The organism is Lyngbya sp. CCY1209 (assembly GCF_055795065.1).
Genome location: NZ_JAYFER010000653.1, coordinates 21,963 through 36,754 on the forward strand (window position 1 = coordinate 21,963; position 14,792 = coordinate 36,754).

8 protein-coding genes are annotated in these 14,792 nt (G+C 51.6%); 5 read left to right on the forward strand and 3 right to left on the reverse strand.

The genetic code is table 11. The features are described 5' to 3' along the window. Positions 1–41 precede the first annotated feature (41 nt). A complete protein-coding gene (locus AC0QHF_RS26905; protein ID WP_324707359.1) occupies positions 42–3,716 on the forward strand; it encodes an Eco57I restriction-modification methylase domain-containing protein in 3,675 nt (1,224 codons plus the stop codon). A 99-nt stretch (positions 3,717–3,815) separates the two neighbouring features. Continuing rightward, complete coding sequence (locus AC0QHF_RS26910; protein WP_324707360.1) at positions 3,816–4,472, forward strand: HAD family hydrolase; 657 nt, start codon at positions 3,816–3,818, stop codon at positions 4,470–4,472. 197 nt (positions 4,473–4,669) lie between these two features. On the opposite strand, the gene AC0QHF_RS26915 is transcribed toward AC0QHF_RS26910, so the two are convergent. Both AC0QHF_RS26915 and AC0QHF_RS26920 read right to left on the reverse strand, forming a co-directional pair. Then, positions 4,670–5,728 carry an AI-2E family transporter gene (locus AC0QHF_RS26915; protein ID WP_324707361.1) on the reverse strand — a complete coding sequence of 353 codons (1,059 nt, stop codon included), beginning with the start codon at positions 5,726–5,728 and terminating at the stop codon, positions 4,670–4,672. Between the two features lie 79 nt (positions 5,729–5,807). Beyond that, a complete protein-coding gene (locus AC0QHF_RS26920) occupies positions 5,808–8,546 on the reverse strand; it encodes a cation-translocating P-type ATPase (protein ID WP_324707362.1) in 2,739 nt (912 codons plus the stop codon). A 554-nt stretch (positions 8,547–9,100) separates the two neighbouring features. Here AC0QHF_RS26920 and AC0QHF_RS26925 point away from each other — a divergent pair. Next, complete coding sequence (locus AC0QHF_RS26925; protein WP_324707363.1) at positions 9,101–9,376, forward strand: hypothetical protein; 276 nt, start codon at positions 9,101–9,103, stop codon at positions 9,374–9,376. A 54-nt stretch (positions 9,377–9,430) separates the two neighbouring features. Here the strand turns inward: AC0QHF_RS26925 and AC0QHF_RS26930 are convergent, their stop codons facing one another. Beyond that, entirely contained in the window at positions 9,431–10,639 is a 1,209-nt protein-coding gene (locus AC0QHF_RS26930; RefSeq protein WP_324707364.1) for a glycosyltransferase family 2 protein, read from the reverse strand. Positions 10,640–11,351: 712 nt separating this feature from the next. Here AC0QHF_RS26930 and AC0QHF_RS26935 point away from each other — a divergent pair. Beyond that, entirely contained in the window at positions 11,352–12,440 is a 1,089-nt protein-coding gene (locus AC0QHF_RS26935; RefSeq protein WP_324707365.1) for a glycosyltransferase family 4 protein, read from the forward strand. Between the two features lie 94 nt (positions 12,441–12,534). Then, on the forward strand, positions 12,535–14,745 hold the full coding sequence (locus AC0QHF_RS26940; protein ID WP_324707366.1) for a GumC family protein: 2,211 nt from the start codon (positions 12,535–12,537) through the stop codon (positions 14,743–14,745). The last annotated feature ends 47 nt before the right edge of the window (positions 14,746–14,792 follow it).

The window sequence follows — 14,792 nt, forward strand, 5'->3', positions numbered from 1 at the left end:
TACGCGCGATCGGGGAGGGGTGAGAGTGACGGAGGAGACAGATGAAAGCAGACCGACAGAAAGAGGCGATCGCAGCCGTTCTGAATCGCCGGGAAAATCGCTTTTTGGCATTGTTTGACACCCTGGGTTATCCGACTGATCGCGGTTTTGAAACGGACGACCCGAGAGAATTCATCGAGGAATTTGGATTCGATCTCCGGCCCGATCGCGCCTTGGTGTCCGACTGGATGCGGGTTGACGGGCTCTTTCAACTCGTCGATGAGGATATCGATCCGGCGGGAAACTTCCGAACCCTCGATCGCCACTACCTCCAGTCGTACCTGTTCGTGGGGTTGACGCTGCGGAAACGAGAGTACACCCGATCGCAGTTGGCGGGAATCGTCCGGGAACTCAACAAAACCTCCGACATTCCCATTTTCGTCCTGTTCGGCTACGGCGATTTGTTGACATTTGCGGTGGTCGATCGCCGTCCCAGCAAACAGAAGGGACAAAGCGATCGCGATGTGTTGGAAAAAGTCACGTTGGTCAAAGATATTCACACCCGCCAACCCCACCGGGCACACCTCGACATCTTATTCGATCTGTCTCTCCCCCAAGTCTTGAAACGGGGAAAGAAACGGGGAAAAGTGACGAACTTCGACGAACTCCACGCCGCGTGGAAGCTGGTACTGGATACCTCGGAACTGAATCGGCGCTTCTTCAACGAGCTCTCCGACTGGTACTTCTGGGCCGTCGATCGCGTCGAATTCCCCGACGGCGCCGAAACCGATCGCGATCGGCGCAATAAAACTAGCCTGATCCGGCTGATTTCCCGGTTGATGTTCGTCTGGTTCCTGCGGGAGAAACACCTCGTCGATCCGGCCCTGTTCGATCGCGCCGAAGTCGAAAAGCTGTTGAAATCCCTCGACCCGGACGACAGCAGCTATTACAAAGCCATTTTGCAAAATCTATTTTTTGCCACCCTGAACACCGAACCCAGCGCCCACAACGCCGAAAATCGTCAATTTCGCAAGCGGGGACGACAAAGAGGCGATCGCGACGGCAATTATATGGCTCACAACCGCTTTCGCTACGAGAACTCATTCACCGATCCCAACAAGTGGCTGACCCTGATCAAAGACATCCCATTTTTAAACGGCGGTCTATTTGAATGCTTGGATCGCACCGAAGCCGGGGACGACGGGAAAGATCGGGTGGTGCGGATCGACGGCTTTTCCGATCGCCCCGACAACCCGCTACAGGTTCCCAACGAACTCTTTTTCGGAACCGAACAAACGGTCGATTTGAGCAAAGCCTACGGACAGACCAAGAAAAAGAAAGTCTCGGTGCGGGGTTTACTCTCCATTTTCCACCGCTACAAATTCACCATCGACGAAAACACCCCCCTGGAGGAAGATGTCGCCCTCGATCCCGAACTGCTGGGGAAAGCCTTCGAGAACCTGCTGGCATCCTACAACCCGGAAACCGGAACGACGGCGCGAAAAGAGACGGGTTCTTTCTACACTCCCCGAGAGATTGTCAGCTACATGGTAGACGAAGCACTGATCGCCCACTTCCTCAACCACCCCCGCATCGTCCAAGCTTCCCGCGTAGCCCAGGCTTCCAGCCTGTCCGATGACGGTCAATCTCACGGCCAAGATGGCCGTGCTACGCTGGAGGGGCGACTGCGGGGGTTGTTCGATTACGGGGCGGAATCTCCCCATTTTTCCGAGGCTGAAATCGTGGCGCTGATCGAGGCGATCGATACGGTCAAAGTGCTCGATCCGGCCTGCGGTTCCGGTGCGTTTCCGATGGGAATTTTGCAGCGATTGGTGTTTTTGCTCAGACGGCTCGATCCAGGTAACGAACGCTGGAAAGCTCGACAAATCGAACAGGCGGAACGAATTCCCGACCCGGAAATTCGCGATCGCGCTATCGCCGATATTGAGGAATCCTTCCAGCGGGGAAATTTGGACTACGGGCGAAAATTGTTTTTGATTCAAAACTGTATTTATGGTGTCGATCTTCAACCCATCGCCGTACAAATTGCCAAGTTGCGATGTTTTGTTTCTTTGATTGTGGAACAGGAGACGACGGAGGATTTGCCCAACCGGGGGATTTTACCGTTGCCGAACTTGGAGACGAAGTTTGTGGCTGCCAATACTCTGATTTCCTTGGAACGTCCCGGCTTGCGTCCGACGGAGGTTGTGGAAAAAGAGAAGGAGTTGGCGATCGTCCGACAGAAACATTTTACGGCTAAAACGCCCGCCACTAAAAAGAAATATCGCGATCGCGATGCCGAGTTGCGGGGGGAAATCGGACAGGCGTTGAAATCCGTGGGGTTGCCCGGTTCGGTGGCGGATTCTTTGGCGAGTTGGAATCCCTACGACCAAGAGGCGATCGCCCCATTTTTTGCGCCCGAGTGGATGTTTAATGTGGCGAATTTTGATATTGTAATTGGCAATCCGCCCTACGTTCGGCAGGAAAAAATTAAACCGATTAAAGATAAGTTAAAATCACAATATTATTGCTATACTGGAACGGCAGATTTATTTGTCTTTTTCTTTGAAAAGGCGATCAAGATCCTTCGTTCGGGGGGAATTTTGAGTTATATTTGCTCGAATAAATATTTTCGGGCGGGTTACGGTGAAAAGTTGCGGAATTATCTCGCCAGTGGCACGAGTTTACTTCAGGTGATTGATTTCGGCGATGCACCTGTTTTTAAGGCGATCGCTTATCCGAGTATTTTATTGGCGAAACGGGGGGAACCGACGAAGGAACATCGAACCCGAGTTTTAACTTGGGAACAGAATCGCGATTTGGGTGATTTTTTACAAGTCTGGAAAACGGAAAGTTTTACCATGCCACAGGCGGAGTTGAAGCGGGATGGCTGGCGTCTGGAGTCGTCGGAGGTGTTGCAGTTGTTGGAGAAGCTGCGGAATGCCGGAACGCCTCTGGGTGAGTATGTCAACGGACGGTTTTATCGTGGGATTTTGACGGGATTGAATGAGGCGTTTGTGGTGGATCGAGAAACCCGCGATCGTCTTATTGCAGAACATCCGTCTTCGGAGGAGGTGTTGAAGCCATACCTTCGAGGTCGTGATGTCAAACGGTGGGTCGTTCAATTTGCAGAAAAGTATTTAATCAAAATTGAATCTTCGGAAAACAAGAATCATCCTTGGAGTGACAAATTTGACAAAGAAGCTGAGGCTATTTTTGCGAAAACTTACCCGGCTATTTGGAATTGGATGAATCAGTATCGAAAACAATTAATTGCACGGTGCGATCAGGGAAAATATTTTTGGGAGTTGCGTTCTTGTCAATATTGGGATGAATTTAAAATCAGAAGAATTATTATCCCTGCACTCGCCCAAGATGTTCAATACTCAATGGATTTTTCTGAGAAACTTAGTAATGATAAAACGTCAATTGTGATTGACAAAAATATTGATTATACTCTGGCAATTTTAAACTCCGCTTCAATGTGTTTTTTTATTAAACAACAAGCACCTTCTAAGCAAAATGGATTTTATGAATTTAAGCCGACATATGTTTCCAAAATCCCCATCCCCGATCGCAAAAAATACCCCCAACAAAGTCAACAAATCGAAAAACTCGTCCGACAAATCCTCGATCGCAAAAAACCGATCCCAACGCCGACGTCAGGGAACAGGAACGAGAAATCGATCGCCTCGTCTATCAACTTTACAACCTCACCGACGAAGAAATCAGTATAATCGAAACCGCACTTAACAACGAGTAGCCCGGGCTTCCAGCCGGGGGCTCACGGCCAGGATGGCCGTGCTACGCTGCTCGGTAATTTGATAATCGATCTGATGCTCACCGCCATTATTTTTGACCTCGACGGAACCCTCGCCAACACCGACCCCCTCCACTATCAAACCTGGGTGGATGTCCTGTCGGATTACGGTATGAAACTCAATCCGGAATTTTATAACGCCCGCATCAGCGGCCGCCTCAACCCCGATATCGTCCGGGATATTCTCCCCCAACTCACCCCGGAAGAGGGGCGAGATCTGGCCGATCGCAAGGAGGCGAGATTTCGGGAAATTGCCCTCGGTTTGGAACCGCTGCCGGGGTTGATGGAACTGTTGGCTTGGATCGAAAAAAAGGGATTGAAAACCGGAATTGTCACCAACGCGCCCCGGGCAAATGCCGTGTTTATGTTGGAGGTTCTAAAGTTGGGCGATCGCTTCGAGCACGTCATTTTATCCGAAGAGGTGGGTGTCGGAAAACCCGACCCTGCCCCCTATAAAACTATCCTCGATCGCCTGGATGTTTCCCCGACAGAGGCGATTGTTTTTGAAGATTCCCCCTCGGGAATTCGCGCGGCCGTCGCCGCCGGCATCGAAACCTTCGGCGTCGCCTCCACTCACGATCCGGGGGGGTTGAAACAAGCCGGGGCAACCCGCGTCATCGACAATTTTGAGGATTGGGAATTGTGGCAATACTTGCAAAGTGCGATCGGTTGAAATGTACACCCATGATTGGCAATAAAATTGGGGAGAAAAACAGGTCACTTATACCCTAGAAATGGAAGGTTCGCTGATCGTAATTGACAATGTTTCAGGCTGCGTCCATGCGGAAACAGGGGAACCGTTATTTTCACCGGAAACAGTGGAAAAAATACACCGTATGATTTGACTAAAAAACCTGATCGCGATCGCTTTTATTTCGATTGATGATCCGCATCTCCCAACATCACGGCGATGGGGCGGGTCGGTTCAAATTCGTGGGTGAATAAAACGATCGCCGCTGTCATCGGAACGCCGATAAAGGCGCCGGGAATACCCCAAACCCACCCCCAAAAGACGATGGAAACGAGGGCGACAAACGGAGAGAGTTTCAAATATTTTCCCTGGAGTTTGGGATCGACAAAATTGCCGATGACGACTTGCAGCACCGCCAATCCGACCAGGGTGGCGATCGCCGTTCCGGGAGAGTGAAAGAGGACGGCGACGAAGGACGGGACGATCACCGCGACGATTGATCCCAAAGTGGGAATAAAATTGAGGACGAAGGCGATGAGGCCCCAGACGACCGCCAAATCGACATTCAAAATGAGACACCAAAAAGCGGTCAAAATGCCGGTGATGACGCTGGTAAATGCCATCACCAAAAAATAGCGTCGCAACTGTCGGCTCATGCTCGATACGGCGTGGATGATATGATTTCCCGCCCGTTCCGGAAAGGCTCGGTGGGTGCGTTCCGCGTATTTTTTGACTTCCAAAAGCAACAGTGCCAAAAAGGAAAAAATCAGGATCAATAAACTGACGGCGCCGAGCAGGGATTTCAACCCGCCGATCGCCTGGGTGACGACCTGTCCCATCGCTTGGCTCAACTGGTCGGATTCTCGGGAAAAGGAAAAGCCGTAATTTGCCAGCCCGGATTGGATATTTTCGGCGATCTGTTGGAAGCGATCGATATATCCGGGAACCTTGGGTTCGATCAGTTCCAAACTCAAATCGATCGCCCCGATCAAAACCCCCAAAACCGCCGCGATGACCGACAACACGATCGCCAAACTGAGCCACTGCGGCAGGCGGCGTTCGAGGCGGGTTTGCAGGGGATTGACCAAAATGGCGATCAAAAAGGCGAAGGCTAGAGGCATCGAAACCGCGCGGGTTGCCCGCAGAGATGCCACGATCAAAATAATGGCGATAATGCTCAGTAAGACCAGGATAAACTTCGCCCGCGATCGCCCGGAACTCAATTTTTTGGATTGCATCGTCCCCCGTCCTGCCGTCAGTGTCCCTCTAGCTTACGGGGAATTTTCCCGGCGATCGCCTATCGAAAGGGGGAAATTGTTATCGATGCAGTTTCGCCTTTTTTCGGCGCTGCCGCCACCATTTGTGCAGTTCCAACACCAGATAAATCAGCAGGGAAGCTGACAAAATAATTCCCCATTCATCCCACCCGATCGCGGCGGTTTTAAAGAGTTGCTGCATGACGGGGAGGTAGGTGAACAGCAGTTGCACCCCCACCATCAACGCCACCCCCAGAAGCAGCCAGCGGTTGGAAAATAAGCCCAACGTGAACATCGAATGACGCAGCGATCGGCAGTGGAACAATAGAAAAATCTGCCCGAACACGATCGCATTCACCGCCGCAGTTCGTGCCACTTCCAACGAGGTTTCGAGGTTCGCCTGTTCCACGTGGTAAACCCAAAATGCCGCCGCGCACAAAATCCCGCCCACTACCATGATCCATTGGACATCCGCCCGCCGCAGCAGGGGACTTTTCGGGGGGCGCGGTGCCCGTTCCATAATCCCCGGTTCCCCCACTTCAAACGCCAGCGTCGTCCCTAACAACACCGCCGCGATGGTATTGATCCACAAAATTTGTAGGGGAGTCGCGGGCATTTCCAAACCAAAAAACGAGGCGATAACAATAATCAAACCCAGACTGGCATTTGTCGGCAACAGCCAAATAATACTTTTGATGATATTATCGTAAATTCTTCGCCCCTCCTCCACCGCCGCCTTGATGGTGGCGAAATTGTCGTCCGTGAGCACCATGTCCGCCGCCTCCTTGGCGACTTCCGTGCCTGTCATCCCCATGGCGATGCCGATGTCCGCCTGTTGCAGGGCCGGGGCGTCGTTCACGCCGTCCCCCGTCATCGCCACCACGCGATCGCCCGCCTGCAGGGCTTTCACCAGGCGCAGTTTCTGTTCCGGCGCCACCCGCGCGAACACCGACACCCGCTCGACGAGTTCCCTGAGTTCGCCATCGGACAATTTCGCCAACTCCTGTCCGCTGACGGCAAACCCCTCCCCGTCGATGCCGTCGAGTCCGATTTTCCGGCCGATCGCCGTCGCCGTCCGCACATGGTCGCCGGTGATCATTTTCACCTGAATTCCCGCCCGCAGGCAGACTTCGATCGCCCGGATGGCCTCCGGTCGCGGCGGATCGATCATCCCTTGCAGCCCCAAAAACGTCAACCCGTCGGCGATGCGATCGTGGTCCAGGGAGTGGGTGGCGGGGCTGAACTCGGCCCGGGCGAAGGCCAGCACCCGCAGCCCGCGATCGGCCATTTCCCCCACCGCTTCTTCGATCGCCCCTTTGTCGAGGGGAATCGCCGTCCCGTCCCCGTCCAACCCGTCCCGACAGCGCGGCAGTATCCGCTCCACCGATCCTTTAATATAGGCAACGGGTGGTTGACCTTCCCCGGTCTGGTGCAGGGTCGCCATATATTGATACTGGGATTCAAAAGGGATGGCATCGAGGCGGGGAAATTTGTCATCCCAAGGGGGGGACGAGCCGTCGATTTTGTTCGCCACCGCGATCAGAGCCGCTTCCGTGGGGTCGCCTTCCACCCGCCATCCCTCTGGCGTGGACACCAGGCGGGAATCGTTGCACAAAAATCCGGCTTTCAGGCATTCCATCAAAGCCAAATCGGAGGTGGCATCGACGAGCCGGCCCCCGCCGGTGAATTTTCCCTCGCAACCGTAGCCGACACCGGACACTTCAAACCGCCCGGTCCCCGCCAGGATTTCCTGGACGGTCATTTCGTTTTGGGTGAGGGTCCCGGTTTTGTCGGAACAGATCGTCGTGGTGCTGCCCAGGGTTTCCACCGCCGGCAGTTTGCGGATGATGGCGTTTCGCGTCGCCATCCGCGACACCCCGATCGCCAAAGTGATGGTGACGACGACGGGCAGGCCTTCGGGAACCGCCCCCACCGCCAGGGCGACCATTTCTAGAAAGGTTTTTTCGACGACTTCCAGGGTGACGGTTTCGGCCCGCAGCAACCCCACGACCAGGGTCAGTCCGGCGATCGCCAAGATCACTTTCATCAGGGCGAGGCTGAAGGCTTCGATCTGGCGGGTGAGGGGGGTTTCCAGCATCTCGGCTGAGGCGATCATCTCGTTGATGCGGCCGATTTCGGTGCCGTCGCCCGTGGCCACCACCACCCCCGTGCCGGTGCCGTAGGTGACGAGGGTGGAGGAGTAGGCCATATTGTCGCGATCGCCGAGGGCGGTATCCTGGGGCAACTGTTGGGCGGGGAATTTCTCCGCCGGGACGGATTCCCCGGTGAGGGCTGACTCGTCGATTTGCAGATCGCGGCTGTGCAGGAGGCGCAGGTCGGCGGCCACTTTATCTCCGGACTGGAGGACGACGAGATCGCCGGGGATTAGTTCCGCAGCGGAAATTCTCTGTTTTTGGCGATCGCGGATCGTCGTGGCCTCGTTCTGCATTTCCCGGGCCAGGGCTTCCATCGCCTGCACCGCCTTTTCTTCCTGCACGAATCCCACGACGGCATTGATCAGCACGACGGCAAAAATTACCCCCATGTCCACCCACTCCCGCAGCAGTCCGGTGATGATGCCGGCGGCGATCAAGATGTAGATCAGGGGTTGGTTGAACTGCTTGAGAAACGCCACGATCGGACTTTCGCCCTGCCGTTCGGTCAGGGCGTTGGGGCCGTATTCTTCCTGGCGGGACATGACTTGTCGTGCAGATAAACCGTGTTGCGGGTCGGTTTCGAGATGTTGGATGACCTCCCGGGTGGGGAGGGCGTGCCAGTCTGTCGGTTGAACGGTCTTCATATGTCAGCTCGAAGGGCTTGGGTTGGGGAGGGCGATCGCAAATCTCGGGCGTCGGCGAATCTCTGCCGTGTCGGTTCAACTTGCCGTTCGGGTTCGGTTTCCCCCCATCACCAGCGTAACAGAAGATACCAACCCCGAAGGGCTTCCCCCGCCATCTGTACAAATACCGTTACAAAACTTGCAGATTGTTCAAAGTTTCCGTGAAGTTACTGTGGGAAATTTTGGGGGCGGCGGTTTAACTTGGGAATGAGTCCGGCGCGATCGCCCCTCTTTTCCAAAAAGTTCGGGAATGGATGCGCTTGAACCTGTAGGACAACACAACCGAGAGGGCACTGAACTTTCCCGCCTTTTTCAGTCCAAATCTGTCCCGAGTTTCTCGCAACTCCTGAACTTATTCCGATCGACGGTGGCGGGGCGATCGGACAGACTGGACGTATCAAAGATGGGATGGCAATCCGGACAGAAGCATTAAAACTGCATAACTGGTGTGGAGGGCAACGTATGGTCGGGTCAACCCGGGCCGAGGTGTAACTATCAACGCGGGAGGCAGAGTCATGCAGGAAGGAATTGAATGCCCCAAGTGCGGCAAACGCACCGTCGTCCAGCGATCGGAGACTGTGTTCCAATGTATCTCCTGTGATTTTAAGCGGGATTTGGCAACAGAACCTAAACAAAACAAAAACAACAATGAGGGCGGATCTTGGCTCGGCGTTTTGTTGACTTTTGCTCTGATTATTATTGCGTTTTCTCTGGGAACCTCATCGACATTTCTCAATTCCGAAGTGAATCAAAATGTCGTCAATCCGGTCACTGAAACGATCGCCCCTTAACCGAAGTCTGTGGGAATCCTAGGGGCGCAAGGCACGGCGCCCCTAGGATTGGCTTCATTTCGATTGGGATGGAGGGGTGAGATCCCGTTCCGTCCGCACCCACTCTTTTTGGGGTTTGACGAAAAATCCCAGGTAGAGGGGAATTTTCCAGAGGATGTAGAGGGGGATGCCCAACAGGGTTTTCAGGGGGATGACCGATCGCCCGAATTTGCCCCAGGCCAGCAGGATGGCGAGGATCAGGAACAGCCCTTGTGCCCCCAATATCAGGGCGGGAAGCCAGGAGAAGCCCAAAAGACCCGCCAGTAGCGCGATCGCCCCCACGCCGACCCACAGGAGCACCAGCAGGGACAGCGGCGGGACGCACAGGTCCATCGCCATTTGGAATAAATCGAAGCGCCCCTTCGAGACGGCGGCTTTCAGCAGTCGCGGCACCTGAGTCCGCAGGGTTTCCAGGTGGCCGTGTTCCCAGCGGGTGCGTTGACTCGTCGTGGCTTTTTCATCCGTGGGCAGCAGCCCCAGGACTTTAGCCGCGGCCGTGAATTGGGGAGGGTAGCCCGCGATCGCCAGATCGACCCCGAGTTGCATATCTTCGACGATATTACCACTGGCCAGGGATACTGACTGAATCCCCGACCAGGGAAAGGCCATGCCGGTCCCCGTCAGGACGCACGGTCCGGCCATCCGCGCCAACCCCAGGGGGCGAACCCAGTTTTTCACTAAAAACGCAAAGGCGGAAATGGAATTTTTGATGGAGGGATCGGGGGGGGTTTCCATCAGGTAGAGGGCCTGGACGGCATTTCCCGTCTCTCGGGCTTTTCGGGCGATGGTCGCGATCGCCCCCGGTTCCACCCGGCAGTCCGCGTCCACCATCACCACCACCTCCGGCGGATTTTGGCGCAGGTGTCGCAAGCCGTAGTCGAGGGCGTATCCTTTACCCCGGTTGTCCCGATCCTGGCGTTCGAGCACCGTCGCACCTTTCTCGCGGGCAATAGTTGCCGTTTCGTCGGTGCAGTTGTCGGCAATGACGATCGCCTGGTCTGTTTCTTTCAGTTGGGATATAATCCCGGTCAAGGTCGCCCCGATCACCGGCGCTTCATTGTGGGCCGGAATCAATACCGAAATCCTCGGTTCCGGGGAGTCGGGGGCGGATGTGGGATCGGAACCCGCGAAGAAGGCGACGCAACATTCGATCCAGAGAACGGCGATCGGAATTGCCAACCCGAAGGCGAGGATGACAAGTATTAAACTCAGCAGCTCATTCACAATCTTTTGGGGGCTCAATCACGGATTTTATAATTATACTAAGCCCCGACAGTCGGCATTTCAACCCGGACGGAGAAGCGCTCGATCGCCAATCCACTGGAGGTTCGGCGGCGATCGCGGTTCCTTACAAGCCATTCCGAGACCGGGAACCCGGCCCGAAGTCCTCGGGCTGACTCTCAGTGCTGCGGAACCGGGGTCTCCACAAAAATTGGCCGGTCGGATTCCACGAGCCCGACCCGAAAACCGCTCCAAACCAGGCTCAGTCTCTTCAAAAGTCGCATTTTTTCCCGAAAAAATGACAGATTTTCCGGCAATAGATTTAAATGTCAGGCTATCCCCTCGGCCCATATCCCCGGACAAAAGCTCTCGATAATGTGCTATCAATCTGATGGCCGGTCTCGAGTTTGTTCGGGCAACAAAGCCTTCCTATCGGCTTTCCAACCTTCACAACTTGCAGGCGATCGTCCCCAATATTGACAGTTGACACTTGATCGCTTTATAATTAAATTCGGGCTTTACGCTCAATTCACGCCTGGTGCATCTAAGATTTTTCACAGCCCCCTTCAACGAACTGACTTCAGGGATCTAAAAAAAATTAAAAGAGAGATCAGCGCGGTCACGCTGATTTCATCACCGAGTCAGATCTAGCTGACCCAATTCTCAATTTTACTCATCTATTCTGTGTGTTATCATGCCAAAACTAAGGATCGCCATGCTTGGACCAAACCCCGATGAAAAGGGAGGCATGGGTAAAGTATCAAAATTGATCCGAGAAAACGTTGCCGAGTCAATAGAAATCCAGTACATATCAACCTGGAATGGCAAAGATGCCAATCGCTTGACCAATTTTGCACAAGCATTGATGGCATTCTTGTGGCAACTGATTGGTGGAAAAGTAGACTTGGTTCATATTCATATTTCTGAAAGAGGAAGTGTCCTTCGCAAATCGATAATTATTTTGATTTCGTTGGCGTATCAAAAACCCATTATTTTACATACTCATGGGGCAGAATTTACCCAGTTCCATGAGGAACTACCAAAACCCATTAAACGGGCAGTCAACTGGATGTTTCAGCAGTGTAACTATGTCATCGCTTTGTCGGAGAGTTGGAAACAGTTCTATATCAAAAATTGTCACCTGGCTCCCGACCGAGTCATCCGAATGTACAATCCGGTTACGATTCCATCTCGGATTCCCAATCGCAGCAGCAGTCATCCATTAAAGTTTGTATTTTTGGGTAAAATCACTCCACGAAAAGGAATTGACGACTTACTGAATGCATTTGCTTCTTTACCCATTGACCAACAAAACCAAGTACAGATCGTACTGGCTGGAACTGGGGAAGAAGAGGCGGCAAAACAGTTAGCCAAACAATTGGGAATTGAAAATCATGTCAAATTTCCCGGTTGGATCGATGAGAAACAACGGGATGATTTATTATCTCAAGCACAGGCATTTCTCTTGCCGTCCTATCAAGAAGGTTTGCCCATGGCACTGCTAGAAGCAATGAGTTGGGAACTGCCGTGCATCACCACTCCTGTCGGTGGAATTCCCGAAGTTATTACAGACCAAGAAACGGGTCTTCTCGTTGAGCCGGGAAATGTTCAAAAACTCGCTTGTGCAATGCAAACTTTAATTGAGAATGAGTCCTTAAGGCTGCGTATCGGGAAAGCCAGCCGAGAGAAAGCCAAGGATTTAGATATCAAAAGATATTGCGTATTTTTGTCTGACATCTACGAGCAGTCTGCGAAAAAGTATGACCGTAATGAAATGGCAGTCAAAAATACAATCAGTCATTAAAACTAAGTCGGACGGAGGCAAGGAAACACTTTAACTCATCAACATTATTGTTTTCGGAAAAATGAGAATTGTCAACCATTTTAATATTTAGATTATGGATCAAAAAGACTATCCGGAAGAAATCGACCTTCAAAAATATTGGCTCATTCTGAAAAGACACTGGTTGCCCGCAACAATCGTTTGGTTTTTGGCTGTAGGAGCGGCCACATATTCAGCCTTATCGACAGAAGAAGAATATGCGGCCTACGGTAAGTTGCGCTTGAAAAAACAAAATCCCACTTCTGCATTACTGACAGAAGCCGGAGAGAAAATTGGCACGTTAGACTCTCTGAATATGCAGGACACCCCATTGGACACCGAAGTAGAGGTACTCCGTTCAAGTCCAATTGTCAACCAGACCATCGAATCACTCAACCTGGTGACAAAAGAGGGTGAACCGATGATCTATGAAAACTTTATGGAAAAGTTGGGAGTAAAGGCAATTCCCGGAACTGACGTTTTGACAGTTTCTTACACCAGTTCGGAACCCCAAGAAGCCAGTGCGGTAGTCGATAAAATAATGGAAGTATATATCAAAAATAACCTGCTGGTCAATCGAGCCGAAGCGGCTGCTGCACGAGAGTTTATCAACCAACAACTTCCCAGAAACGAGCAAGAACTCTTGCAAGCGGAGGAAGCACTCCGTCGATTTAAGGAAAAAAATAATATTGTTAACTTGGAACAAGAATCTTTGTTGGCAGTGCAAACAATTGAGCAACTAGATACTCAAATTGAGACCACCCAAACTCAGATCGAAAAGATTTTAGCTCAAACCGTCGAAATTCAAAATAAGTTGGGGATTTCTGCCGAAGAAGCGATCGAGCGGAATGCATTAAGTGAATCCGAATCGGTACAACAAGCCCTGAGCAAACTGCAGGAAATAGAAGATGAGTTAGCCGTTCAAAGAAGTCTTTTTGTAGAGACTTCACCGGAAATCACCGTACTTGAAAATCAACAAAAAGCTTTTGAAGAACTTCTGAGAGATCGAGTCGATCGCGTGACGAGAAATCAGAACGATGCCCCAAACAGCTTTTCGATGGGTGAATTAGAAAAAGATTTAGCCGGAAAATTCGTTGCTTTGGAAACGGAACTTAGGGGGTTGATAAAACAGCTTGAATCTCTCTATCTGATCCGTGCAGAAAGAAAACAAAGAGCCGAAAGGTTGCCCCAACTGGAACAAGCTCAACGGGAACTCGAACGAAATGTGGAGGCGGCACAGGCTACCTATACGATCTTGGTCGATCGTTTACAACAGGTTCAAATTGCCGAAAATCAAAATGTAGGAAATGCCGAAATTATTAGTCCAGCTATTATTTCACAATATCCGGTTTCGACCAGCAAAAAAGTCATCGTAGCGATGGGAATTGTAGTGGGTGCAGCCTTGTATGTAATTGTTGCTTTTTGTTTGGAACTACTCGACCGGTCGGTCAAAACGAGTAAAGAGTTGAGAACTCTATTTAACTCCTACAGCTTGTTGGGGATGATTCCAAATTCAAAAAAGAAAGTTGCCCTTCCGGGTATGCGATCGGAATTCGTTGCTCCCGAGCATCAAGTGAGAAATGCTCCTCACTCTATGATCAGCGAAGCATATAGAATGCTACAAGCCAATCTTAAATTTATCAGTCCCGACCGGGAACTTAACTTGATAGTCGTTACGAGCGCCGTGTCCAAAGAAGGTAAATCTACAGTTTCAGCCAATTTGGCGGCGGCCATGTCTCAAGTGGGGAGTAAAGTTTTACTAATTGATGCCGATTTACATCATCCTCAGCAACATCACATTTGGAATTTAACAAATGACGTGGGATTGAGTGATGTGATCGTCACTAAGGTCGGATTCAATCATGCAGTTAAGCAGGTCGATCGCTGTTTGGATATTTTGACTTCCGGAGTGGTTCCCCCCAACTCATTGGCGCTTCTCGAATCTCAACGGATGAATAGCTTGATCGAAGATCTGCGGACAATTTATGATTTTATTATCGTCGATACTTCTCCCCTATTAATGGTGGCAGATGCTTTAACTTTGGGCAAAAAAAGTGATGGTATGCTCTTGGTTTCAAGGCCGAAAGTGATAGATAGTGTGAGTGCGATCGCCGCCAAAGATTTACTGATGAAATCCGGCCAAAAAGTTTTGGGCTTGGTCACGAATGGCGTGATCGTTGAGAACGAGCCAGATAGTTACTTTCACTATACAAAAGATTATTTTAAAAACGATACGAATGTGGCGACAACCCAGATACAGAATGAAGAAAATATTCCATCCCGATAATAAAAGTGTCATTCATTTTAAACTGCCTTTTAATTTCGGTTTAATGT